Source organism: Nguyenibacter sp. L1, assembly GCF_035199985.1.
Classification (GTDB): domain Bacteria; phylum Pseudomonadota; class Alphaproteobacteria; order Acetobacterales; family Acetobacteraceae; genus Gluconacetobacter; species Gluconacetobacter vanlangensis.
The window spans coordinates 3,452,608-3,477,909 of the sequence record NZ_CP127015.1; the positions used below are offsets into that span (position 1 = coordinate 3,452,608).

Below are 25,302 nucleotides of genomic sequence, written 5' to 3' on the forward strand. Positions count from 1 at the left end.
ACCGCGTCTGGCGTTAACGGGCGGGTGGTCTCCAGTGTTCGCAACGTTCTGTCGCCCGGTTGTTGACGGAACAAAACGAGTGTCGGGACCAAGTCCTTACCCGACTACTTAATCATAATGGTTCCGTGCGGGAACCGATCTCAGGATCTAAAATAATGAGACTGAAGCTTCTTGGTGCGCTTGGCATGGCCGTGCTTCTGGCGGCGTGCTCTGGAAATAAGGAAACGGGGGCAACGACGGGTACCGGGGCCGCCGCGCAGACCTCGGGCGTCACGCCGGGCAGCGAGGCCGACCTGGTCGCCAATGTCGGTGACCGCGTGTTCTTCGACTTCAACAAGAACGCGCTGTCCAGCGAGGCCCAGGCCACTCTCGATCGTCAGGCCGCCTGGCTGGCCAAGTATCCGCAGGTCACGATCGAAGTCGCGGGCAACTGCGATGACCGTGGCACCGAGGAATACAACATCGCCCTGGGCGAGCGTCGCGCCAATGCGGCGCGCGACTACCTGGTGGCGAAGGGCGTCGCCGCTTCGCGCATCACGACGATCTCCTACGGCAAGGATCGTCCGACGGCGACCGGCGACGACGAGCAGTCGTGGGCCCAGAACCGCAACGCGATCACGTCGGTTCGCTGAGCGTCTCGGCAGACTCTCCATCTGTCCGAACAAAACCGGCCAGGCGCACGTCGCCTGGCCGGTTTTGTTTTGCGCGCAGCGTTCCGTCCCCCATGTCCTTCCTTCGGGTCCGTCACGGAGCCCGCGCGGCATCTTCACGCCTTTGGGGCGCAGGTGCATAACAGGGGCGGTCTCTCTGACCTCGTATCGTCGCGTGCGATCATGGCCGGCCTGCGGGCGGTGCTGATCCACTCTTGGGGAATCTGTTCATGCGGCTTGCTGCATTCCGCCCTTCTTCGCCATTTCATGGTCGCGGCATCCGGCCCGCGCGGGCAGGGGGGCTGGCGCTGCTGGGTCTGCTGGCCGGCCTGACCAGCCTGTCGCCGCTGCCGGCCCGGGCGCAGGATGTGACCAGCCGCGAAGGCATCGCCCTGCAGGACCAGATCATGGATTTGCGCCAGCAGATCTTGCAGCTCCAGGGGGCCATGGCGTCCCAGCCGGCGGGCGGCGGCCTGCCGCCGCCCGCGGCGCAGGGCGCCGCCCCCGCGGCCAATGGCGACCTGACGGCGCAATTGCTGGAACGCGTCGCCACGCTGGAACAGCAGGTGCGCGACATGCGCGGCGAACTCGACCAGTTGACCAACCAGGTCCAGCAGCAGAACGCGGCGGTGACCAAGCAGATCGACGACATGAACTTCGCCATGCAGAATGGCGGCCATGGCGCGGCCCCCGCACCCGAATCGGCGCCGGCCGCCGCCGCCCCGGCGGCGCCCGCCGCGCCCGCGGCCAGGGCCACGCCCGAAACCTTGCTGCGCGACGGCAATGCCGCGCTGATCCGCGGTGACTACGCGGCGGCCCAGGCGGCGGCGCAGAAGGTGCTGGCCGGTCCGCGCAATGCGCGTCAGGTCGACGCGCAGTTCCTGCTGGCCCAGTCGCTGGCCGGCCAGAAACAGTACCGGCAATCCGCCGTAGCCTATTACGATACCTATAATCGCGCGCCGCATGCGGCGCGCGCGCCGGACGCGCTGCTGGGGGTCACGGCCACGCTGCTGGCCCTGGGTGACAAAAGCTCGGCCTGCCAGGCCCTGGCGAAGCTGAAGGCCGAATTCTCGTCGCCCGCCCCCCGGGTCAAATCGGCCGAAGCCATCTATCGCGCTCGCGCGGGGTGCCGCTGACCGCGTGACGGCGCCCGGCGAGACACCGCCCGGGGGCCAGGGCGGGGCGGGGCCGCTGGACGACGCGGCCTTCGCGGCGGCGATCGCGCCGCTCGGCCCGTGGCTGCCCGACCGGCCGGACATGCCGCCGGTCGGGCTGGCGGTCTCGGGCGGGGCGGACAGCCTCTGCCTGGCCTTCCTCGCCGGGCGCTGGCGGCGGCGGGTCCGTGCGCTGATCGTCGATCACGGTCTGCGCGCGGCCTCGGGGGGCGAGGCCCGGCTGACGCGCGACCGGCTGCATGCCATGGGCATTCCGGCCGACATCCTGGTGCTGGACGGGCTGCACCCCGGGCCGGGGCTGGCCGATCAGGCGCGCCGTGCCCGCTATGCCGCGCTGGCGCGGGCCTGCCGCGCATGCGGAATCGTCGACCTGCTGCTGGGCCACCATGCCGACGACCAGGCGGAAACCATCCTGATCCGCCGGCGTGCCGCCAGCGGCCCCGACGGGCTGGCCGGCATGGCGCGCGTCTCCATCCTGCCCGATATGCGGCTGGTGCGGCCGCTGCTGTCCTTCGGTCGCGACCGGCTGCGTGCCACGCTGCGCCATGCGGGGCTGGAGTGGGTCGAGGACCCGTCCAACGCGGACCCGCGTGCCGAGCGCGCGCGGGTCCGCGTCGCCCTGGCGCATGATTCCGATCGCGCGGCCCAGGCCCTGCTCGAGGCCGGCCGGCAGGGTGCCGCCCGCATGGCCCGCGACGCGGCGCGGGCCGCGCGGCTTGCCGATACCGCCACGGCCGCCGCCGGCGGCTGGGTGGCGCTGCGGGGCGATCCGCCCTGCCCCCGGGACCTGGCATTGCTGATCCGCGCGGTCTCGGGGCGCGACTATCCGCCATCGGCCCGTGCCGTGGCCGCGCTGTGCGCCGGTCCCAGGGCCGTCATATCGGGCGCGGCCACTTTGGGCGGGGTGTGCCTGGTTCCGGCGGGGGCCGCGCTGCGCCGGGCCGGCCTGTCCTGGCTGCTGGTGCGCGAGGAGGCGGCGATGCAGCCCCCGGTCGCGGCCCGGCCGGGCGGCATGTGGGATGGGCGCTTCGTGCTGTGCGCGCCGCCGGGCACGGACCTGTCGGGGGTGACGGTCGGCGCCGCCGGGCCGCCCGCTTGCTGGGCGCCGCGGCACTGGCGCTCCGTCTGGCCCGCCCGCGCGCTGCGCACGGCGCCGGCCCTGCACCGGGCGGGCCGGGTGGTCGCGGTGCCGGGACTGGCGATCTGCCATGCGCCGGATCTGGCGGCGGTGCGGCTGCTGCCGGCCGCGGGCGCGGCGGCGACCGAAAGCGCGCGCTTCGCCGGGGGGCCGGGTGCGGAATTCTGATGCCCGGGGCAAGAAAGACCGCTCATGGGGGTGTGAATGTGACCCGAAGCGCCTATGTATGGGTGAACATAAGGTTGAAAAGGCGCGTTGCCGCTGGTCAGAATAGAGCCGCCTCGCGTGCCCCGGCACCGTGCGGGAGCCGGGGGCGTCAGCGTATGGAACAATGGGCAAGATGAACAATTTTGGCCGGAACCTGGCCCTGTGGGTAATCATCATCGTGCTGCTGTTGCTGCTGTTCAACGTCTTCCAGCCCGGAAGCGCGCAGCACGCGTCGCAGCAGCTCGCATATTCCGATTTCATCGGGGATGTGAATGGCGGGCGCGTGCGCTCGGTCGTGGTGCAGGACCATAACATCTCCGGCACCCTGACCGACGGCACGTCGTTCGAGACCTATACCCCGCAGGATCCGACCCTGATCCCCCTGCTGACGGGCAAGGGGGTCGAAGTGGTGGCGAAGCCGCTGGACAGCGATTCGAACCCGTTCCTGCGCTACCTGATCAATTATGCCCCGATCCTGCTGATGTTCGGCGCCTGGATCTTCATCATGCGCCAGATGCAGGCCGGCGGCGGAAGGGCGATGGGCTTCGGCAAGTCGCGCGCCCGCATGCTGACGGAAAAGCAGGGGCGGGTGACGTTCGATGACGTCGCCGGCATCGACGAGGCCAAGGGCGAACTGCAGGAAATCGTGGATTTCCTCCGTGACCCGCAGAAATTCACCCGCCTGGGCGGCAAGATCCCCAAGGGCGTGCTGCTGGTCGGCCCGCCGGGCACCGGCAAGACCCTGCTGGCGCGCGCCATCGCGGGCGAGGCCAACGTGCCCTTCTTCACCATCTCGGGTTCGGACTTCGTCGAGATGTTCGTCGGCGTCGGCGCCTCGCGCGTGCGCGACATGTTCGAGCAGGGCAAGAAGGCCGCGCCCTGCATCATCTTCATCGACGAGATCGACGCGGTGGGCCGCCATCGCGGCGCCGGCCTGGGCGGCGGTAACGACGAGCGCGAGCAGACGCTGAACCAGATGCTGGTCGAGATGGACGGGTTCGAGAGCAATGAGGGCGTGATCCTGATTGCCGCGACCAACCGGCCCGACGTGCTGGACCCGGCCCTGCTGCGCCCCGGCCGCTTCGACCGTCAGGTCGTGGTGCCCAATCCCGACGTGGTCGGGCGCGAGAAGATCCTGCGCGTGCATATGCGCAAGGTCCCTCTGGCCTCGGACGTCGATCCCAAGGTGATCGCGCGCGGCACGCCGGGTTTCTCGGGCGCCGACCTGGCCAACCTGGTGAACGAGGCCGCGCTGATGGCCGCCCGCCTGGGCAAGCGCACCGTCGCGATGCTGGAGTTCGAGAACGCCAAGGACAAGGTGCTGATGGGCGCCGAACGCCGCTCGCTGGTCATGAGCGAGGACGAGAAGCGCATGACCGCGTATCACGAGGGCGGCCATGCCCTGGTGGCGATCCTGACGCCGGGGGCCGATCCGGTGCACAAGGCCACGATCATCCCGCGCGGCCGCGCGCTGGGCCTGGTCATGAGCCTGCCGGAAGGCGACCGCTATTCCAAGAGCCGCGCGAAATGCCTGGGCGAACTGACCCTGGCCATGGGCGGCCGCGCGGCCGAGGAAATCATCTTCGGCGCGGACAATGTGTCCAACGGCGCCTCGGGCGACATCAAGATGGCGACCGACCTGGCCCGCCGCATGGTGTCCGAATGGGGCATGAGCGAGAAGCTGGGCATGATCGCCTATGGCGATAACGGGCAGGAAGTCTTCCTGGGCCACACCGTGACCCAGAACAAGAACGTGTCCGAGGAAACGGTCCGCGAGATCGACGACGAGATCAAGAGCCTGATCGACGCCGCCTATATCCGCGCCCGCACCCTGCTGATCGAGCATATCGACCAGTTGCATCGCCTGGCCCAGGCCCTGCTGGAGCACGAGACCCTGTCGGGCGAGGAAATCCGCCAGGTCCTGCGCGGCGAGCAGATCGAGCGCATAGTGGTGGACGATCCGGCGCCGGAAAATCGCCGCGCCTCGGTACCGCCGACGCCGCCGGCCGCGCCGCTGCCCTCGCCCGGCGGCGGGGGGCTGGATCCGGCGCCGCAGCCGGGCTGAGGCACCCATCATCGGGTCTGAACGACAGGCGGGGCCCATGCTCCGCCTGTTTTCTTTCGGGCGCGCGTCTCCGCGTTTTCTTATGAGCGCGCGTCCCCGCATTTTCTTATGAGCGCGCGTCTCCGCGCGACGAAAACATGCCACGGAAACATGCCATGAGAACATGCCGGGAAGCACGTTGTGGATGATGCGCGGCTGATCGAGCCTGTGGGGCTGCTGTTCGGCCCGGATGCGCGCGACGCGGTGCGCGCCGGCCTGGCCCACGGGCTGGCCGGCGGTCCCGCCGCCTTCACCCTGGCCCGGCTGATCGGGGATGGCGCGGCGCGGCTGGTGGCGGCCGGCGATATCCCCCCCGGCTGGCTGACGGCGCTGGAGCGCGTCACCGCCCCCCTGCCATCGGCGGGTCTGCCCGATGGGTCGCTGGTGATGGGAATCCTGAACGCCACCCCGGACAGTTTCAGCGACGGCGGACGCCATGAAGCGGCCGCGGACGCGGTGCGCGCCGGCATGGAGATGGTGGCGGACGGGGCCGCCCTGCTGGATATCGGCGGCGAAAGCACGCGCCCCGGTGCGGCCGTCGTCACGCCGGGACAGGAATGGGCGCGCGTGGCCCCCGTCCTGGCCGGGCTGCGGGCCGAAATCGATCGGACAAGAATCGACGGGGCCGATATCGCCCTGTCGGTCGATACGCGCAACGCGGCCACCATGTCGGCCGCGCTGGCGCTGGGGGCCACGGTGATCAACGACGTCTCGGCCCTGGCGCATGATCCGGACGCGCTGGCGGTGGTGGCCGATGCCGCGTGCCCGGTGGTGCTGATGCATATGCGCGGCACGCCGCAAACCATGGCGCGGCTGGCGCATTACGACGACGTGGCTGTCGACGTCACGCGTGAACTCGCCGCCCGCGTCGCGGGCGCGGTCGCCGCCGGAATCGATCGCCGGCGCATCATCGTCGACCCGGGCATCGGCTTCGCCAAGAACGCGGCCCAGAATGCCGAACTCTTGTCCAGGCTGCCGATTCTGGCCAATCTGGGCTGCCGGGTGCTGCTGGGCACCTCGCGCAAGCGCACGCTGGGCGAATGGTCGGGGGTGGCGCGCGCCGCGGACCGCGACCCGGGCACCCTGGTCAGCAGCCTGCCGGGCCTGGCGCTGGGTAACACGATCCTGCGAGTCCATAACGTACCGGCGATGGTACAGGCCGTACGGGTATGGCAGGGCGCGTGGCGCTGCGATAATTGGGATCGCGGCGAAAGACAGGGACGGCCAGGGATGACCCAGGGATGACCAAGACGAGAAAATTATTCGGCACCGACGGCATTCGCGGCACCGCCAACCAGGATCCGATGACGGTCGAGATCGCCCAGAAGCTGGGGCAGGCGGCGGGGTTGCGCTTCATGCGCGGGGCGCACCGGCACCGGGTGCTGCTGGGCAAGGATACCCGCCTGTCGGGATACATGATCGAATGCGCCCTGGTCTCGGGCTTCCTGTCCGCCGGCATGGACGTCACCCTGGTCGGCCCGATGCCTACCCCGGCGATCGCCATGCTGACCCGCTCGCTGCGCGCTGATCTGGGGGTGATGATCTCGGCCTCGCACAACCCGTTCGGCGATAACGGCATCAAGCTGTTCGGCCCCGACGGCTTCAAGCTGTCCGACGAGACCGAGGCCGAGATCGAGTCCCTGATGCGCGCCGACCTGGGCGACCGGCTGGCCGCGCCGGAGAGGATCGGCCGGGCCTCGCGCCTCAACGACGCTGCCGGCCGCTATATCGAGAACGCCAAGGCGTCCTTCCCGCGCGGCCGGCGGCTGGACGGGCTGCGCATCGTCATCGATTGCGCCAACGGCGCCGCCTATCGCGTCGCACCGACCGCGCTGTGGGAACTGGGGGCCGAGGTGATTCGCATCGGCTGCGAACCAAACGGCGTCAACATCAATGAAAATTGCGGTTCCACCCGCCCGGAATCCCTCTGCGCCGCGGTGGTCGCGCACCGGGCCCATATCGGCATCGCGCTGGATGGCGATGCCGATCGCGTACTGATCGCCGACGAGCAGGGGCGCCTGATCGACGGCGACCAGATCCTGGCCCTGATCGCGCGGTCCTGGGCACGCCAGGGGCGGCTGCATTCGGCGCAGATCGTCGCGACCGTCATGTCGAACATGGGCCTGGCCCGCTGCCTGGAAGGAATGGGGCTGGAACTGGTGCGCACCGCCGTGGGCGACCGCTACGTGGTGGAGCGCATGCGCGAACTGGGCGCCAATGTCGGCGGCGAGCAATCGGGCCACATGGTCCTGTCCGATTTCGCCACCACCGGCGACGGGCTGGTCGCGGCGCTGCAGGTGCTGGCGGTACTGGTCGAAGAAGCCCGTCCGGCCAGCGAAGTCTGCCGCATGTTCACCCCGTTCCCGCAGATGCTGCGCAATGTCCGCTTCGCCGGCCGGAGCCCGCTGCTCGCTCCCTCGGTCCAGGATGCAAGCCGCCGGGCTGAGGCCACGCTGGGCACCGCCGGCCGGCTGGTGCTGCGCGAAAGCGGCACCGAACCCCTGGTCCGCGTGATGGTCGAGGCCGAGGACCCGGCGCTGGTCGAACGCGTGGTCGGCGAAATGTGCGCGGCGATCGATTCCGCCCAGGTCGCGGCATAAACGCATGAAGGGCCGCGTTCTGGTCGCAGCCGGCAGCGATTCCGGCGGCGGCGCGGGAATCCAGGCGGACATCAAGGCGATCACCGCGCTGGGCGGGTTCGCCATGACGGCGCTGTCCGCCCTGACCGTGCAGAATACGCTGGGGGTCGCGGCCGTGCTGCCCGTGCCGCCGGGCTTCGTGACGCAGCAGATGCGATGCGTGATCGACGATCTGGGGGTCGACGCATTCAAAAGCGGCATGCTGGACAGGGCGGAAATCATCCTGGCGGTCGCCGATATCGTCGCCGCCCATCCGGCGATCCCCTATGTGCTGGACCCGGTGATGGTGGCCAAGGGCGGGGCGCGCCTGCTGCAGGACAATGCGGTCGAAACGCTCAGGCGACATCTGGTGCCCCGGGCCAGCCTGCTGACCCCCAATCTGCCCGAGGCCGAGGTCCTGGTCGGCCGCCCCATCCGTACGGTGGCCGACATGCGCCGCGCGGCCGAGGAATTGCGCCAGGCCGGGGCCGCTTCCGTGCTGGTCAAGGGCGGTCATCTGGAAGGCGATGAGCTGACCGACGTCCTGGCGACCCAAGGCGGGATCGAACTGTTCACCGATACCCGCCTGCCGACGCGCCATACGCACGGCACCGGTTGCACCCTTGCCAGCGCGATCGCCACCGGCCTGGCGCAGGGCCTGGCGTTGCGTGACGCGGTCATCCGGGCCCGGACTTACCTGCGGGCCGCCATCGCCGCGGCCCCGGGCTATGGGGCCGGGGCCGGACCGCTGGATCACGGCGTCACCATTCGGCCGGAATGGCGCCCGGGAGGATGAAATCCGATCGTGACGGGGCGGAAACGGCCCGTCAGGCGAATATGCCCGGACGATGAAAGGCGCGCGCCGTTCAGACGTTTCCGGGGGAACGATTCGCGGCATCGGCCATCCGCAGGATCACCGGCACAAGGCGTGAGACGTGACACGGGCGCAGCACGCCCAGCCGGCGCAGCCCCTGGATGCTGCGCGCCGCCAGCCATGCGCAGCCCAGGGTCAGGTCGCGCGTCAGGCGGCCGCGCGCCGGAACGCCGCAGGGCGCGGCAGCGGCCGCATCGTCCGGAAGCGGTCCGTCCTCGGGTTGCCGGGCAGGGGGCGCGGCATGGCGCAAGGTGCCGGCCCGGCACCAGGCCTGCAGCGGAATGTCCGGCGCGGCCGAACGCAGCCCGCTCATGCGTGGACATCCGGCCGCCCGCGGGTCCGGGCAGGTACGAAGATCAAACAAAAAGCCATGAATCTGGCCTCCTGCCGTTCAAGCGGTTGCTCGAATCCAGGAGGCCGCCCGCTGTCAGCAGACAGACGGCACGGTCGCACCCGGACAAGGACATGGCCCGCGGGCGAACCGGACACCGGGCTGGCCGCCAGGCGCCGCGTCCCCGCAGGCGATTCTAGATCGGGGTTTCATCATCGTTTCTTGTTCGGTGTATCGACGCACGAACAGCGTTCGGCCGCCGATTTTAGTCGCAGCCGGTATAATGGATCCGCCGCCCCGTTCAAGGGGAAAAACCCGCGTCGGAACGAAATCGTATCATTGGCGTTCATAGCCGGTGGAAAACCGCCGCGGAACGCAAATGGCTAACTTCTGCGTGAAACCGCATGGCGACCCAGCCTTCCTCGCTCGGAATAATTGTTTTTGTTAAAAACTACACCTATAGGTAGAAATTGGTAACAGGTGAAACCTATGGTGGTTGGCATGCGCGTTTTACTCGTAGAAAGTGATGGCGTTGAAGTCGGCGATACGGCCAGCACCCTGCGTTCGATCGGTCACCCGTTCGATCATGTCGTAACGGGGCAGGCGGCCATCGCGATGCTTCAGCGCTTCGATTATGATGTCGCGCTGATCGAGCTGATGCTGCCCGACATCGATGGTTATGAAGTCCTGCGCAAGGCGCGGGCGGTGCGCCTGCACACCCCGATCCTGGCACTGTCCAGCGTCGCGACGCCCCAGGCCAAGGTGCGGGCCTTCTCCGCCGGGGTCGACGACTACATCACCAAGCCCTATCACACGTCCGAGTTGGCAGCGCGGATCCAGGCCGTGGTGCGCCGCTCGAAAGGCTACAGCCAGCCGGAATTGCGGGCCGGGTCGCTGAAACTCAATCTCGACAGCCGCGAGGTCACGGTGGGCGACCGCCCGGTACGCCTGACCGGCAAGGAATATCTGATCCTGGAACTGCTGCTGCTGCGCAAGGGAGTCGCGCTGAGCAAATATGCCTTCCTCGATCATCTCTATGGCGGAATGGACGAACCCGACATGAAGATCATCGACGTGTTCATCTGCAAGTTGCGCAAGAAGCTGCAGCAGGCGGGTGCCGGCAACCTGATCGTCACCGTCTGGGGCCAGGGCTATATGCTCAAGGACGCCCTGCCCGTCCGCCCGTCGCGGCATCCGGGGCGGGGCGCGCTGCAGCCTGCCGTTTAGTTGAGTATCTGCCATGAATCTGAAACTCTCCAGATTCATGGCAGATACTCCATAGAGCGACATCCAACCGCCCGCCGGCCATGGCGGACACGGCGTGCATTTCATCCGTGTCAGGCAAAAAAAACGCAGGATCCGAAGATCCTGCGAAGTTAACGTGATGGTTCACTGATGCGATGCCCCCATCGCCCTTTCCTTATGGCACCGCATGGCGGGATCCGACATGACCTGCATCAAGTCCCGATGAACATTTCGTAAGGTCCGCGTCACCCGGAGCGATCCCGCAACGAAGGGTGGTTGAGCCCACGGCCCGCTGCCCGTACAGTCCCGTACGGTCAGGGGCGGCCGCCGCGTGGTGCCGCTGCGGCCTTCGGGAGGCGGATGATTCATGTCGGATGCGGACAGGGCCGGGGCGGTTGGCGCGCCTGCCGGCGGCGGGCCCGCCACGTCGCGCGACCCGCGCACGCACGGGCTGTGGGAACAGACCGCGCCGGCCCCGCCCGTGACGGCACCGCTGGCCGGCCGGGTCGCCGCCCGGATCGCGATCGTCGGCGGTGGTTTCACCGGGCTTTCCGCGGCCCTGGCACTGGCCCGGTCGGGCCATGACCCGGTGGTGCTGGAAGCGGCGGAAATCGGGTTCGGCGGGTCCGGACGCAATGTCGGGCTGGTCAATGCCGGCATGTGGGTCAGGCCCGACGACCTGTCGGCGACGCTGGGGCAACCATACGGCGAACGGCTGCTGACTCTGCTGGGCGACGCGCCGGCCGAAGTCTTCGCCCTGATCCGCCGCCACGCGATCGCCTGCGAGGCCCAGCCGGTCGGCACGCTGCATTGCGCCGACACGGCGCGGGGCCTGCGCGAACTGCAGGAACGCGCCCGGCAATGGCAGGCGCGCGGGGTGGCGGTGCGGCTGCTCGATAAGGCCGAAACCGGCCGCATGACCGGCAGCCCCCTTTATCGTGCCGCGCTGCTGGATCCGCGTGCCGGCACGATCCAGCCTCTGGCCTATGCGCGCGGGCTGGCGGCGGCGGCGATCGGGGCCGGGGCGCGCCTTTTCACCGGCTCGCCCGTCACCGGCTGCACGCGGTCGGGCGGGCAATACCGGCTGGACCTGCCGCAAGGTCATGTGCTGGCCGACCAGGTGATCGTCGCCACCAATGCCTATGGCACCGGTCCCTGGTCGATGCTGGCGCGCCAGTTGGTGCCGGTCAGCTATTTCAACTGTGCCACGCCGCCGCTGCCCGCCGCCCTGCGCGCCACGATCCTGCCCGGGCGGCAGGGGGCATGGGACACCCGGCAGGTCATGCGCTCGTTCCGGCTGGACCATGCCGGCCGGCTGGTCGTCGGCAGTATCGGCGCGCTCGCCGGGCCGGGCCTGGCCCTGCATCGCGACTGGGCGCGGCGTACGATCGCGCGCCTTTTTCCGCAGCTTGGCCGTCAGTTCACGTCATCGGGCTTCGCGGCCGAATGGTATGGCACGATCGGCATGACCCATGACCATTTGCCTCGCCTGCACCGCCTGGGGCCGGGCATGATCGCGCTCTGCGGCTATAATGGCCGGGGCATCGCGCCCGGAACGGTGTTCGGGCGGGTCCTGGCCGATCTGGCGCGCGGCGCCCTGGACGACGGGGCGGCCCCGCTGCCGGTGACCGGCATCCGCCCGCCGGGCCTTCGCGCGGCCCGCCGTATCTTCTACGAAGCGGGGGCCTGCATCGCCCATGCGGTCGATGCGCGGTAAGAGGCTGTCTCACAAGCCCTGCTGTCGGCGATCCGACGCGCGTTTTCTGCGGGCCGCTCTCGCTCGACAGCAGGGCTTGTGAGACAGCCTCTAAGATCCGGCCCCGGCGGCCCGGAAATATGCCCTTTTTTGCGATCACCTGCCGACAGGATGGAAGATGACCGACCTTGTTGCCGAAACCCGTTCCCTGCTGGCCGCGCTGGGCGTCGCGGCCGATGCCCTGGCATCTGATAGCCTGGCGGGCGATCCATCGGCGGGCGGCCTGCCGGTACGCTCGCCCGTGACGGGGCAGGACATCGCGCGGGTGGTTACGGCCACGCCGCAGGTGGCGCGGGACGGCATTGCCGCCGCCCATGCCGCGTTTCGCGCCTGGCGGCTGGTGCCGGCGCCGCGCCGTGGCGAACTGGTCCGGCTGCTGGGGGAGGAACTGCGCGCCGCCAAGCACGCCCTGGGCCGACTGGTGTCGATCGAAGTCGGCAAATCCCCTTCGGAAGGCCTGGGCGAAGTCCAGGAAATGATCGATATCTGCGATTTCGCGGTCGGCCTGTCGCGTCAGTTGCACGGGCTGACGATCGCCACCGAGCGGCCCGAGCATCGGATGATGGAAACCTGGCATCCGCTTGGCGTCACCGGCGTGATCTCGGCCTTCAACTTCCCGGTCGCTGTCTGGTCCTGGAACGCGGCGCTGGCCCTGGTCTGCGGCAATCCGGTGGTGTGGAAACCGTCGGAAAAGGCGCCGCTGACCGCGCTGGCCTGCCAGGCGGTCTTCGCCCGCGCCGCCGCTCGCTTCGCCGAAAGCGGCGCCCAGGTGCCGGACGGGCTGCTGGTGGTGCTCAATGGCGGGCGCGAGATCGGCGAAATCCTGGTCGATCATCCCGACGTGCCGCTGGTCTCGGCCACCGGATCGACGGCGATGGGCCGCGCGGTGGGCCAGCGCCTGGCCGCCCGCTTCGCGCGCGCCATCCTGGAACTGGGCGGGAACAACGCCGCCATCGTCACCCCGTCGGCCGACCTGGAACTGACCCTGCGCGGCGTCGCCTTCGCCGCCATGGGCACGGCCGGCCAGCGCTGCACCACGCTGCGCCGTCTGTTCGTGCATGACAGCATCCATGATGCTTTCGTCGCCCGGCTGCGCGCCGCCTACCGGTCGGTCACGGTCGGCAGCCCGCTGGACGAAGGCAATCTGGTCGGTCCGCTGATCGATGCTGCGTCGTTCGCGCGCATGCAGCAGGCGCTCGACGCCGCCCGCGCGCTGGGCGGGGCGGTGACCGGCGGCATGCGCGAAGGCGCCGATCTCCATCCGGATGCCTTCTATGTCCGGCCGGCGCTGGTGGAAATGCCCGCGCAGGCCGGCCCGGTGCTGCAGGAAACCTTCGCGCCGATCCTGTATGTCATGAAATATTCGGACCTCGACCAGGCGATCGCGCTGCAGAATGCGGTGCCGCAGGGCCTGTCTTCGTCCATCTTCACCACCGATCTGCGCCAGGCGGAACGATTCCTGTCCGGCGCCGGGTCGGATTGCGGCATCGCCAACGTCAATATCGGCACGTCGGGGGCCGAGATCGGCGGGGCCTTCGGCGGCGAGAAGGAAACCGGCGGCGGCCGCGAATCCGGTTCGGACGCCTGGAAGGCCTATATGCGTCGCGCCACCAACACGATCAATTACGGCGCGACCCTGCCCCTGGCGCAGGGCGTGTCCTTCGATATCGGCTGAGGAGGCCACGGACGATGGAGGGCATGCGCGACCTGGACGCCGCGCGGACGGCGGCGGTACTTCCGTTTGCCGCTCTGGTCGAAACGCTGGAACGCGTCCTGCCGGATTATCTCGCCGGCCGTATCCTGTGCCCCGAGCGCCAGGTCACGCAGGCCCCGGTCGAGGGCGGGGTGCTGCTGTCCATGCCCTGTGCGGGGCCGGACCTGATGTGCCACAAGCTGCTGACGGTCTATCCCGACAATCCGGCGGCGGGGCGTCCCGCCATCCAGGGACAGGTGACCTGCATCGACGGCGCGACGGGACGGGTCCTGTTCGCGATGGACGGCCCGACCGCGACCGGCCGCCGCACCGCCGCGGTGACGCTGGTCGGCATCCGCCATCTGCTGCCCCAGGCGCCGCGTCGCGCCCTGATCTACGGCACCGGGGCGCAGGCCGACGCCCATGTGCTCGCCCTGGCCGAAACCTGGCCCGGGATCGGCCTGGTCATCCAGGGCCGTTCGGCCGGGCGCGAACAGGCGGTGGGCGAACGCACCGGGATCGCGGTCGAGGCCGCGTCGTCGGGCGCGGCATGCGATGACGCCGACGTGGTCATCCTGGCGACGACCGCCCGCGCGCCGCTCTATGACCAACCGGCGCGCGCCGGCCGCCTGGTGGTGGGGGTCGGCGCCTTTCGGCCTGATATGGTGGAAATCGGACCCGTCACCATCGGCGGCAGCGCGCTCTATGTCGACGACCCTGCCGGCGCCCCCTCCGAAGCCGGCGACTTCATCCAGGCCGGCGTCGACTGGGAGCGCGTCCATCCGCTGGCCGAAATCCTGACCGGCCACGCCCCGCCGCTGGACCGGCCGATCCTGTTCAAGAGCGTCGGCTGCGCCGCCTGGGACCTGGCCGCCTGCCAGGTTGCCCGGCAGGTCATGGCCCGGGGGACGATGGCCGTTTAGAGCATCATCGGATAAAGACGCCGGTGCCGGTCACATCAGGTCGCGGGCGATCCGTTCGGACCAGTCGCGCCGCGCGACCGGCCGGCCGTTCTCGAACGCCTCCAATTGTCCGATCAGGTGGAAATGCGTCGCATCCGACGTCATCTCCGTGCGGGTGACGATCTTCGTCATCCAGCCCTCGCGCCCGGTTTCATAGCTCTGGGTCAGGACATAGCGCGCCGAGAGCGGATCGTCGTCGCGAATCGTCAGGTCCCGCTTGAGACTATGCGAAACGATGCTGTCGATCCCGTCCAGGCGATAGATCCCTTCTCCGAAGACCCCACCCTGCGCATCGGTGACGTAGCGCATCGTGCCGGTCACGCAATCCTGCTGGCTGTACCGGGCAATTCGGCCGGGATTCAGGACCGTCATCGGTGTCGGCGGTCCATGGGCCGGCGGCGGAAAGGCGATGGCGGCGTCCTGCTCCGCCATCGCGCCGCTCCGCCGCGGCAGCAGCAGCCGTCCGTCCCGCAGTGACAGGGTCGCGGCGTGGGGGGCGGGCCAGATCATCGGCCAATAGGCGGTTCCGATCGCGATCCGCACCCGGTGCCCCGGGGCGAAGCGGTGCCCGCAATCGTTCAGAACGATCGTCAGGTCGAACCATTCGCCCGGCACCAGCGGTTCCGGCGTCTCGTGTCCGTTGCGATGCGTCAGGTTGGTCACCTGATAGCTGACACGCGTGACCCTGCCGTCGGGTGCGACGTCCGACAGGGTCACGACCGCCTGCGCCACGGGCACATCCACGGCGGCGCGCAGCTTCAGGCGCGGCGCGCCCAATATGTCGCAGGATTGTTCCAGTGCGGCGGTCTCGAAGACCAGCGCGCCCCCGTCATCCAGCCGCTGGTCGGTCGGCATTTCGCCGACGCAGCCGGTACCCATCCATTCGCCGCCGGCGCGGCCATGGCTCTGGGGCGAGCGGATGCGCATCGCCGCGTCGCCGCCATCGGCCGGGCCCAGCTCATGGTCTGCGCGCAGATGCAGGGTCAGCGGCGCGATCTCGGCCGACGGCCAGGCGGTTTCGGCCGCCCACCGGCCGGGAATGGCGGCGCATGTCCCGTCCGGCGCATAGAAATCGGTGATGTAGGCGCGCAGCATCGGCTCGGCCATGATGCGGGTGTCTTTTCCCTTCAGCCAATGGTCCCACCACCGCACGGCCTCCTGCAGGAAGCCGATCGCCGGCCCCGGCGCGCCGTCATGCGGATAGACATGTCCCCACGGACCGATGATCCCGCGCCGCGGCGCCGTCAGATGTTCCAGCAGGCGTGGTACCGCGTTGGTATAGCTGTCGACCCATCCGCCCACCGCCAGGACGGGGCAGGCGATATCGGCATAATTTTCGCAGACCGAGCCGTGCTTCCAGTAGGAATCATAGCGCTGGTGCGCCAGCCACTGCGCGGGAAAGAACGGCAGGGCGGCAATCCGCTCCAGCCATTGCGCGCGCCAGTCCGGTCCCACGATCTCGGGATAGGGCGGCCGCGCCTGGAAGGCCAGCATGATGCTGCCCCACCACAGATTGTCGTTCAGCAGGCAGCCGCCCATGTAATGGATGTCGTCGGTATAGCGATTGTCGGTGGAATAGACCGTCAAGATGGCCTTCAGGGCCGGCGGCCGGCGTGCCGCCACCTGCAGGCAGTTGAAGCCGCCCCAGGACTTGCCCATCATGCCCACCGCGCCGGTGCACCAATCCTGTTCCGCGATCCAGGCGATCACCTCCAGCGCGTCATCCTGCTCCTGCTTCAGATATTCATCCGCCAGATGCCCGTCGGATTCGCCGCTGCCGCGCATGTCCACCCGCACGCAGGCATAGCCCTGTTGCGCGAAATAGCCGTGCATCGGCTCGTCGCGCACGCGCGTGCCGTCGCTCTTGCGATAGGGAATATATTCCAAGATGGCCGGTACCGGCGTGCGTCCGGCATCCTCGGGCAGCCACAGCCGGGCGGCCAGGCGGCATCCGTCCGACAAGGGGATCCAGATATGGTTCTCGATATGGACGGACATCCCATATGCTCCCGCGGCGCGATGCCGATCTGAAAGGTCTTGAAACCGACAAGAAGGAAAAAAGGCGCCCGGATGCTAGGCGTCCTGGACGACGGCATGCGGGGTGCGCATGATCAGCGGCCGGCAGATCGCCATGGCGGCCACCCCCACGGCGGTCAGGGCCGCGATCAGCAGCCAATAGGCCGAAATTCCGACACTGCCCCACATGCCGCCGATCCAGCCGCTGGCCAGATTGCCGGCGAATATGGTCAGATACCATACCGCCATCGTCATCGATTCGTATCCCGGCCGTGCCAGGCGCGAGAACAATCCCATCGCCGCCGGGCTGAAATACAGGTCGCCGACTTCCCAGCCCGCGAAATACAGCGCGGCCAGCCAGGGTGATGGCGCCCGGCCGCCCAGCACGACCGACAGCGCGCCCAGCAGGCACTGCATCGCCAGGATGATCGCCGCCCCGATCAGCATCTTCGTGCCGGGGCCGGGTTCGCGCCCGGCACGTGCCTGCGCGGACCAGCGCAGGGTCAGGACCGGCGTGCCGATCAGCACCATGGCCGGCGGTATGGCCTGCAGCCACGCCATGCCGATATCCGACGGGCCGGTGCCCAGCCAGCGGACCAGGGCATTGGCCTGCTGTTCATAGCTGATCCACAGGAAAACGGACGATATGCTCAGCACTGTCAGAAGCGCGGCCGGGTGGCCGCCCGAGACGGCGCGGCGGCCGCGCGACGCCGTCCATTCGGCCTGCCGTTCCGGCAGATGCCGGGCCCCCAGGACATACAGCGCCAGGCCCAGGATCATGCCCGCCGACGTCGCCATGAAGGCCGCGTTCCATCCCGCCCTCTCGGCCAGCAGGGCGCAGACCAGGGGGGCCGCGGTGGCCCCGATATTGATCCCGACATAGAAGATCGAAAAGCCGCGTTCGCGCCTGGGATCGTCCGGTTCGTACAGATCCGCCATCTGCGCCGCGATATTGCCCTTCACCCCGCCCGTGCCGACCACGATCAGCAGCAGCGCCGCCAGGAACCAGCGCGGCGTGGTCAGCAACAGATGCCCCGCCACGATCAGCAGGCCGCCGCCGATGATCGTGGCCCGCTTGCCGAACAGGCGATCCGCCAGCAGGCCGCCGAGCAGCGGCGTCAGATAGACGAATCCCGAATATACGCCATAAAGTTCGGACGAGATCCGTACCGTTCCGGCCTGTGCGGGGTCCAGATGCAGCAGGGTGCAGACTGCCTGATATCCCGCGACATGCGTCGGCGCATCCGGCAGCACCACCGCCGTCATGTAGACGATCAGCATCGCGCGCATGCCGTAGAAGGAAAACCGCTCCCACATCTCGACCAGGAACAGCAGCACCAGTCCCGGCGGATGGCCGAACAGGATGCGCGGCGACGGTCTCGCGTCCGGCGCCGGCATCAATCCGTTGCCCGATATGCCGGAAAATATACCCTCTCACGCAAGGTCCGCCCTCCTGCAATCGATGCCGGCGACCCGGCATCACCTGTGGCGCCCCGGCCATCAGAGACCGGTCGTGCCGTTCACGACATATTTGCCGGCCAACGGATAGACGGTGCCGCCGCAGGTGATGGTGTCGGCATGGACCGAATGGTTGTAGCTGATGCTGCTATAGATCGACAGGCGCGCGCGACGCGCTGGATGTGACGATCTGCTTCGGCATGTCCTCCCCTGGCCCTATCGGCCCATCAGCGCCAGTCCTTCGGCCACCGAGACGAATTCGCCGCCCCGATCGACCCGGGCCGCGCCGAACCGGTCGACGAACAGGGCGCGCACCGCCGGGACGAAGGACGTGCCGCCGGTCAGGAACACCCGGTCGATTCCGTCCTCGGTCAGTCCCGCGTTGGCCAGGGCTTCGCCGATGGCGGCATCGAACTGCGCCAGGTCCGGCGCGATCCAGGATTCGAACTCGGCCCGCGCGATCGCGCGTTCGATCCGGATGTCCTTGTAGCTGAAGCGCAGGACCGTGCTGTCGGCGGCCGACAATGCGCTCTTCGCCGCGCCGACCGCGCGATACAGCGCCTGCCCCTGCTGGTCGGCGACCAGCATCGCCAGCGCATCCAGTTTCGCGGGGTCGGAGGCCGTGCGCGCCACCTCGGCGATCGCGCGCAGGGTCTGCGGCGTGCGCATCAGCGACAGGCGGTGCCAGCGCGCCAGGCTGGCATACCATTCGATCGGCACCGGCAGCGGCGCGCCGCCCATGATGCGATAGGTGCCGTCGCGCCCCAGTTCGGGTGATACCACCCGGTCGATGATCCGGTAATCGAACTGGTCGCCCGCGATCCCCACCCCGGCATGGCCCAGCGGAACGGCGCGCCCCGCCGCCGGGTCGAAGCGCAGGACCGAGAAATCGCTGGTGCCGCCGCCGAAATCGCCGACCAGAATGGTGGCCGGCGCCTGCAGTCGCTGCGCGAAGCGCCAGCCCGCGGCCTCGGGCTCCAGCGCCACCGCGATCTCGCCGAACCCGGCCGCGCGGAATCCGTCGCGCAGCCGCTGCTCGCCGAACGCATCGTCGGGCGCATCGCCGGCAAAGCGCACCGGGCGCCCGACAATGGCCTGCGCCTGCGCCGGATCGACCCCGGCCGCGCGCGCCAATCCGGCCACGAACTGCCCGACCAGCATTTCCAGTGTCAGGCGCCGCCCCACCAGCCGCGTCTCGCTGAACGAGGTCTGCGCCAGGTACGATTTCATCGACATGATCAGCCGGCTCTCCGCCGGATCGTCCAGATAGGCATCGATCGCGGCGGCGCCGATCGCCTCGTGCAGCATCAGCCGCCCGCGCTCTTCCTCCTGCCACAGGCACAGCAGCGTGCGGCAGGTTTCGGAGTCCGCATGACCGGGAAAGGCGAACCGCGCCGTCCGCGTGCCGCCATCCGGGGTCGCGACCACGACGACGCTGTTGGTGGTGCCGAAATCGATGCCGATCCGGGCGCGGGGGGAGGGCGCGGTGCTGGACATCCGGCGGTGCATAGGCGCGGCCGTCCATCCTGTCCACCCGCCCATTCCAGGCGTTCCGGCGGGCTATCCCGCCCGGCGGAAGGTCAGGTTCAGCCGCGCCCGCCCCGTCGCCGGATGCTCGCCCTCGGCCAGCGTGTGGATCCCGTGATGGGCCAGGCGCGCGGGCCCGCCCCACACCACGACGTCGCCATGCGCCAGCCGCACGCGCCGCACCGCATCGCCGCGCGCCGTCCCGCCCCACAGGAAGATCGCCGGCAGGCCCAGCGACACCGACACGATCGGCTGGCCGAAATCGCGCTCATTGCGGTCCTGATGCAGCGTCAGCCGCGTCCCGGGCTCATAACGGTTGATCAGGCAGGCATCGGGCAGGAAGCCGGAAAACCCGGCCCGCGCCGCCGCCCGCGCCGCCAGCGCGCCGAACAGCGCCGGCATGGCCGGCCAGGGCCGGCCCGACAAAGGATCCTCTGGCGTGTACCGATAGCCGCGGGCGTCCGACACCCATCCTTCGGCGCCGCAATTGGTCATGGCGACCGACATCATCCGCCCGCCCGGGGTGGACATGCGGCGAAAGGGCGCCAGATCCGCAATGTCCGCGATGGCGGCCAGCAGGTCCGGCGCCGCCGCGCGCGCGAAGCCCGCCAGCCTGACCGCCCCCGGTCCCAGCACCTCGTCCGGGCCGGGGCCCAGGTCCAGTTCCCCCAGCCCCTCCGGTTCCCGTCTTGTCCTACGCGGCATCGTGAAACACCATCCCCAGCACATGCCGTCGCCCCGACAGCACCGTGCCGACCCCATGGCGCATCGTCACGCGATATGGCCCGCGCGCGCCCCGTACCGGTCGGTGATGGACGGCAAACGCCACCGCATCCCCTTGCCGCAGCGGCACGCAATCGGCCCGGGACTGCATGCGCGGGCGCTGCTCGGTCAGGATGAAGGCGCCGCCGGTGAAATCCACCTCCGGCTGCGACAGCAGGATGGCGACCTGCAATGGAAAGACCAGCGCACCGTACAGATCCTGGTGCAGGCAATTATAATCCCCCGGCCCATAGCGCAGCAGCAGCGGCGTCGGCCGGCACTGTCCCCCCGCATGGCATGCCTGCAGGAAATCCTCGTGCCGCGCCGGAAATCGCGCCGCCTGGCCCAGCCGCGCCTGCCAGTCATTGGCGATGGTGGCCAGCGCCGGATACAGTGCCTGCCGCAATTGCGCGACCAGCGGCGGCAGCGGATAGGAAAAATACCGGTATTCCCCGCGCCCGAACCCGTGCCGTTCCATGACCACCCGGGCGCGGAACCCGTCCGCGCCATCATACAGCGCCGCCAGGTCCGCGGCCTGCGCGGCGTCCAGCAGCCCGGGCAGCACCGCCCAGCCCCGCGCGTTCAGGCCCTCGGCCAGTCCCGCCTGCATCATGCCGGCATCCGTCACGGCAGCACCGCGCCCTCTCGGGCGATCAGCGCCCGCTTGCGCGCGATCCCCCAGCGATAGCCCGACAGCGACCCGTCGGTACGCACCACCCGGTGGCAGGGAATGGCCACCGCCAGCGCATTGGCGGCGCAGGCCCCGGCGACGGCGCGCACCGCCTGGGGCGCACCGATCGCCCGGGCCACGTCGCGATAGGTCGCGACCTGGCCGGGCGGGATCGCCCGCAGCGCCGTCCAGACGCGGCGCTGGAACGCCGTGCCGCGAATGTCCAGCGGCAGGTCCAGCCCGGTTCCGGGCGCCTCGACGAATGCCACGACCTGCGCCACCCGCTGCTCATACTCCGCGTCGCCGCCGATCAGCGTCGCCTTCGGAAACCGATCCTGCAGATCGCGCAGCAGGGCGTCGGGCGCGTCCCCCATCAGGATGGCGCACACGCCTCGCCCGCTGCTGGCCACCAGGATCGCCCCCAGCGCGCATTGTCCGACCGCGAAATGCAGGCTCTCTCCGGCACCCCCCTTGCGATAGGCGCTCGGCTGCATGCCCAGCGCCCGGTCCGCATGCGCATAGAACCGGCTGCTCGATCCGAATCCCGCCTCGTACAGCGCCGCGGTTACCGTGGCTCCGCCCGCCAGCGCCGCGCGCAGGCGCCCGTCGCGATGGGCGGCGGCATAATCATGGGGCGTCAGCCCGGTCTCGGCACGGAACGTCCGATGGAAATGCGCCACGCTCCATCCGCAGGCGGCGGCCAGTTCCTCGGTCGTGGGCACGGTCTCGGCCTGTTCGATATGGCGGCATGCGGCGGCGACGATCGCGCGCGCCTCGGCCACGGGGGCCGCATCCGGACGGCAGCGGCGGCAGGCGCGGAAACCCGCCGCACGTGCTGCCTCCCGGCTGTCATAGATGCGCACATTCTCGGGCCGGGCGGTGCGCGACGGGCAGGACGGGCGGCAATACACGCCCGTGGTCGTCACCGCGTACCAGAATAATCCGTCCGCCGCACGGTCGCGTGCGACGATCCGCCGCCAGCGCGGGTCCTGATCGGTCGTCTCCGGCACCGGCCGGACGGCAAGGGGCATATCCATCGGCTGCATCCCGTCTGTCGTGATGTCCATGCCCTCGATCCTGCCGTCTCGCCGGTGGCCCCGCATCCCGGATCCTGCTCCCGAATTTCACCCGGCGCGCGCGGCGTGCCACCATCCGGATCAAGGGAATATTGGCGCCGTCGCCCACCATCGCCACCATCCGGCGCAAATTCCTGGCGCACATCCTGCGCCATGCCGTGCCGCATATCTCTGCTCCGGCATCGATCGGGGGCCCTGACCGGTTGGGTCCAGCCCATGGGGGACTGAACGCGCCCGGTAGAAAATTCCGAAATATCAGAAGCTTTCTGGTTCTTTTTCAAAAAAAGAACCGCTTCAATCGATATCCGGCCGGATCGCCTCGGCAGCCGGGCGCTGGGGCGCAATGTCGGCGGGGCCAACCGTGTCGGCATAATGGTTGCCGAAATGGCTGCGGACGTAATTCACCACTGCGGCCACCTGGGTGTCCGACAATTTGTCGGCGAACCATGGCATGCCGCCGAAACCGTTCAGCACGACATAGGCCGGATAGTCTGCCGCCGCGAGCTTGGGATTGCCCGCCAGCGCCGGGAAACGCGCCGCCCCCACGGCCCCGCGTCCGTCCGCCATGTGGCAGCCCTGGCACAGTGTGCGATAGATCGCGCCGCCATCATTGGTGGCGATCGCACGCCCGGCAATGGCGTCCGCGCTGTCGGCCCGTGCCGGCACGGACAGGGCGGGGGAGATCAGCGCGGCCAGCAGGATCAGCGCCGGCAATGAGTGGTTCAGACGGATCATCAGGCGGCTCCGATCGCGCGGCGATGCAGGCGGGTGACGGCGTCCAGCGACGACAGGATCGCCCCTTCCTGCCAGCATCCGAAGAATGAGGCATGCTCGCCGGCCAGTACCAGGCGGTTATCGATCGCGCACAGGTCGCGATAATGCATCTTGCGGGCCTGTTCGCTCCACAGCGCGCAACAGCCCAGCGTCCAGGGCACGCGGCTCCATGCCACGGCGGCGCCGGTCGAAAATTCCTTGCGGTACTGCGGATGAATCACCGCGCCTTGGGCCAGCGCCGCCTCGATCCGCTCGGCCGGGCTCAGGCCCGCGAAACGGAATGCCTCGGCATCCTCATACATGTAGCCGCCCAGCAGCACCGCCTTGCCGCGCGAGAAATAGCCCGTGCTGGGATAGGAAATCTGGTTGATCGGCAGGTCGGTGAAACTGATGCCGCCATAGATCTGCTCGTCTTCTTCCCAGAAGCGCCGGTTGAATTCCAGACCGATCTTGACCGACGACAGATAGGGCACGGCGGCGATCGCCGCCTTCATCGGGCCGCTGACCTGCACATCCAGTTGCGACAGCACCGACAGCGGAATGGTGCAGACGCAATAATCGGCCTGGGCCACGCGCGGCGCATTGCCGTGCGCCTCGTCGATATAGGACACGCTGACGCCGTGCTGATCCTGATGGATCGCCGTCACCCGGCAGCGCATGGTGATCAGGTCGCCGACCTGGCGGGCAAACCCCTTGCCGATCTGGTCCATCCCGCCCACGGGATGAAACATCGTGGTCTGGTGGTCCAGGCTGGCATTGGTGGCCAGCGCCAGCCACAGCCCGGACCGCATCAGCGCGTCGCGCGGCAGCGGGTCGGACGGCACGGGCGCGCCGTCCGGGCCGCCGCCCTGTGGCTTGGCAAAGCCCCGGCGCTGCGACGTCATGACGCTTTTGGTATAGGCGAATGTTCCGTCCAGCATGCCGCACGCCTTCAGCGCCTGCAGCAGATGCTCCCGCTCGTCGTCGCCGACCGGCAGGTCCAGCCTGTGCTGGTCGATCGCCTTGGCCAGCAATTCCGATGTGTGGCCGGCATAATCGGCCGCGATGGTGCGATAGCGCTGCTTTTGCCCGCCGAAGGCCCCCGTCGCATGGACATAGGCGTTGAAATTGACCTGCACGAACGGTTCCAGCGCCACGCCGAACGCCCGGCAATAATGCAGCAGCGCCTGGTGGTGGTACGGGATGCGCCAGGGGCCGGGATTGAAATAATTCCCGGGCGCGAAGCCGATATTCTGCGTGGCGCCGCCCAGTTCGGTAAACCGGTCGCCGCCGTGCAGGCTGAAATTCCGGCCGCCGGCACGGTCCTGATATTCCAGGATCCGCACCGAATATCCGGCCTTGCGTAACTCATAGGCGGCCAACATGCCCGCCAGCCCCGCGCCCAGCACCAGCACCGACGTGCCGGGCCTGGCGCCATCCAGCCTGGGCGGACCCGCGAAATCGCGCCCGGCGGCGTGGCCCAGGGCGGTCATCGCTTGATACAGCGCTGCCGACCCGCCCACCGCGCCGATCCGCGACAGAAGCTGGCGCCGCGTCTGCGGCGCAAATTCCGGGCTGCTGGTCATCCTGTTACGGTCCTTCGTCGATCTCGGGCGCCGATCTCGGGCGTCTCGTTTCGGTCTTCGATATGGCCTGCGGGCCATTTCCGCAACAGCGGGTGCGCGACGCTCCGGCATGGCGGCATTGGAAGTACGCCGCGATTGCCCTATGCGGTCATTATGACCGTGTTTACGCTCCGCCCCGTTGCGCGCGCCGACGCTTCGGACCTGATCCGCGCCAATCGCGACAGCCGCGATTATCATGCCCCCTGGGCCCGGCCCTTCACCGACCCGGACGGGTTCGATACTTGGTTCGCCCAATGCGCCACCGGTTCCGCCGTGGGGCTGGTCGCGCGCCATGGAGGCGATGGCGGGGTGATCGGGGTCTTCACCCTCAGCCAGATCGCCATGGGTGCGTTTTGCAGCGCTTATCTGGGCTATTACGGCATGCGGGCTTATGCGCGGCGGGGGCTGATGACGCAGGCGCTGCGCCTGACCCTGGCCCATGCCTTCGACGAACTGGGCCTGCACCGGGTCGAGGCCAATATCCAGCCCGGCAATCTGGCCTCGATCGCCCTGGTGCGCCGCGCCGGTTTCCGGCAGGAGGGATTCTCCCCCCGCTATCTGAAGATCGACGGGGCTTGGCGCGACCATGAACGCTGGGCCCGCCTGTCGGACGACCCGGTAGACGACCCGGTTCCAGGCTGAAACCGGGGGCAGGGGGACGC

General features: G+C 69.1%; 21 protein-coding genes. 12 read left to right on the forward strand and 9 right to left on the reverse strand.

The features are described from left to right. Positions 1–155: 155 nt before the first annotated feature. From pal to thiD, 7 genes are all read left to right on the forward strand, one after another. Entirely contained in the window at positions 156–632 is a 477-nt protein-coding gene (gene pal / locus QN315_RS15535; protein ID WP_176641060.1) for a peptidoglycan-associated lipoprotein Pal, read from the forward strand. A gap of 248 nt (positions 633–880) precedes the next feature. Further along, positions 881–1,786 (forward strand): hypothetical protein, encoded by a 906-nt coding sequence (locus QN315_RS15540; protein WP_323990236.1) that lies wholly within the window; start codon positions 881–883, stop codon positions 1,784–1,786. A 4-nt stretch (positions 1,787–1,790) separates the two neighbouring features. After that, entirely contained in the window at positions 1,791–3,131 is a 1,341-nt protein-coding gene (tilS, locus tag QN315_RS15545) for a tRNA lysidine(34) synthetase TilS (RefSeq protein ID WP_323990238.1), read from the forward strand. A gap of 172 nt (positions 3,132–3,303) precedes the next feature. Beyond that, complete coding sequence (gene ftsH / locus QN315_RS15550; RefSeq protein WP_323990240.1) at positions 3,304–5,235, forward strand: ATP-dependent zinc metalloprotease FtsH; 1,932 nt, start codon at positions 3,304–3,306, stop codon at positions 5,233–5,235. Between the two features lie 180 nt (positions 5,236–5,415). Then, positions 5,416–6,519, forward strand: coding sequence for a dihydropteroate synthase (gene folP, locus QN315_RS15555; RefSeq protein ID WP_323990242.1), 1,104 nt, complete (start codon positions 5,416–5,418; stop codon positions 6,517–6,519). Next, a complete protein-coding gene (gene glmM / locus QN315_RS15560) occupies positions 6,516–7,874 on the forward strand; it encodes a phosphoglucosamine mutase (RefSeq protein WP_323990244.1) in 1,359 nt (452 codons plus the stop codon). Before folP ends, glmM begins: the two co-directional genes overlap by 4 nt. A gap of 4 nt (positions 7,875–7,878) precedes the next feature. Beyond that, positions 7,879–8,688 (forward strand): bifunctional hydroxymethylpyrimidine kinase/phosphomethylpyrimidine kinase, encoded by an 810-nt coding sequence (gene thiD / locus QN315_RS15565; protein WP_323990246.1) that lies wholly within the window; start codon positions 7,879–7,881, stop codon positions 8,686–8,688. A 70-nt stretch (positions 8,689–8,758) separates the two neighbouring features. Here thiD and QN315_RS15570 read toward each other — a convergent pair whose 3' ends face one another. After that, on the reverse strand, positions 8,759–9,079 hold the full coding sequence (locus tag QN315_RS15570) for a hypothetical protein (protein ID WP_323990249.1): 321 nt from the start codon (positions 9,077–9,079) through the stop codon (positions 8,759–8,761). 519 nt (positions 9,080–9,598) lie between these two features. Between QN315_RS15570 and QN315_RS15575 the strand changes: the two genes are divergently transcribed. From QN315_RS15575 to QN315_RS15590, 4 genes are all read left to right on the forward strand, one after another. Next, a complete protein-coding gene (locus QN315_RS15575; RefSeq protein ID WP_323990251.1) occupies positions 9,599–10,324 on the forward strand; it encodes a response regulator transcription factor in 726 nt (241 codons plus the stop codon). Positions 10,325–10,709: 385 nt separating this feature from the next. After that, positions 10,710–12,059, forward strand: coding sequence for an FAD-binding oxidoreductase (locus tag QN315_RS15580; protein ID WP_323990252.1), 1,350 nt, complete (start codon positions 10,710–10,712; stop codon positions 12,057–12,059). 157 nt (positions 12,060–12,216) lie between these two features. Further along, a complete protein-coding gene (locus tag QN315_RS15585; RefSeq protein WP_323990253.1) occupies positions 12,217–13,773 on the forward strand; it encodes an aldehyde dehydrogenase family protein in 1,557 nt (518 codons plus the stop codon). A gap of 23 nt (positions 13,774–13,796) precedes the next feature. Continuing rightward, complete coding sequence (locus tag QN315_RS15590; protein WP_323990254.1) at positions 13,797–14,714, forward strand: delta(1)-pyrroline-2-carboxylate reductase family protein; 918 nt, start codon at positions 13,797–13,799, stop codon at positions 14,712–14,714. A 30-nt stretch (positions 14,715–14,744) separates the two neighbouring features. Here QN315_RS15590 and QN315_RS15595 read toward each other — a convergent pair whose 3' ends face one another. The 8 genes from QN315_RS15595 to QN315_RS15630 all read right to left on the reverse strand — a co-directional run bounded on the left by QN315_RS15595 (position 14,745) and on the right by QN315_RS15630 (position 24,601). Then, positions 14,745–16,751 carry a CocE/NonD family hydrolase gene (locus QN315_RS15595; RefSeq protein WP_323990255.1) on the reverse strand — a complete coding sequence of 669 codons (2,007 nt, stop codon included), beginning with the start codon at positions 16,749–16,751 and terminating at the stop codon, positions 14,745–14,747. Positions 16,752–16,826: 75 nt separating this feature from the next. Next, entirely contained in the window at positions 16,827–18,167 is a 1,341-nt protein-coding gene (locus tag QN315_RS15600; protein WP_323990256.1) for a peptide MFS transporter, read from the reverse strand. Positions 18,168–18,443: 276 nt separating this feature from the next. After that, positions 18,444–19,724 (reverse strand): Hsp70 family protein, encoded by a 1,281-nt coding sequence (locus QN315_RS15605; protein WP_323990257.1) that lies wholly within the window; start codon positions 19,722–19,724, stop codon positions 18,444–18,446. A gap of 63 nt (positions 19,725–19,787) precedes the next feature. Continuing rightward, positions 19,788–20,459, reverse strand: a complete 672-nt coding sequence (gene alkB, locus QN315_RS15610) for a DNA oxidative demethylase AlkB (RefSeq protein WP_323990258.1) — start codon at positions 20,457–20,459, stop codon at positions 19,788–19,790. Beyond that, on the reverse strand, positions 20,449–21,129 hold the full coding sequence (locus QN315_RS15615; RefSeq protein WP_323990259.1) for a 2OG-Fe(II) oxygenase: 681 nt from the start codon (positions 21,127–21,129) through the stop codon (positions 20,449–20,451). Before QN315_RS15615 ends, alkB begins: the two co-directional genes overlap by 11 nt. Positions 21,130–21,140: 11 nt before the next feature. Continuing rightward, positions 21,141–22,223: a bifunctional DNA-binding transcriptional regulator/O6-methylguanine-DNA methyltransferase Ada gene (gene ada, locus QN315_RS15620; protein ID WP_408904649.1), complete on the reverse strand. Its 1,083-nt coding sequence runs from the start codon at positions 22,221–22,223 to the stop codon at positions 21,141–21,143. Positions 22,224–22,556: 333 nt separating this feature from the next. Continuing rightward, positions 22,557–22,997, reverse strand: a complete 441-nt coding sequence (locus tag QN315_RS15625) for a cytochrome c (protein WP_323990261.1) — start codon at positions 22,995–22,997, stop codon at positions 22,557–22,559. Continuing rightward, positions 22,997–24,601: an FAD-dependent oxidoreductase gene (locus QN315_RS15630; RefSeq protein WP_323990262.1), complete on the reverse strand. Its 1,605-nt coding sequence runs from the start codon at positions 24,599–24,601 to the stop codon at positions 22,997–22,999. Before QN315_RS15630 ends, QN315_RS15625 begins: the two co-directional genes overlap by 1 nt. 153 nt (positions 24,602–24,754) lie before the next feature. On the opposite strand from QN315_RS15630, the gene QN315_RS15635 reads away from it, so the two are divergent. Continuing rightward, complete coding sequence (locus tag QN315_RS15635) at positions 24,755–25,282, forward strand: GNAT family protein (RefSeq protein ID WP_323990263.1); 528 nt, start codon at positions 24,755–24,757, stop codon at positions 25,280–25,282. Positions 25,283–25,302 lie beyond the last annotated feature (20 nt).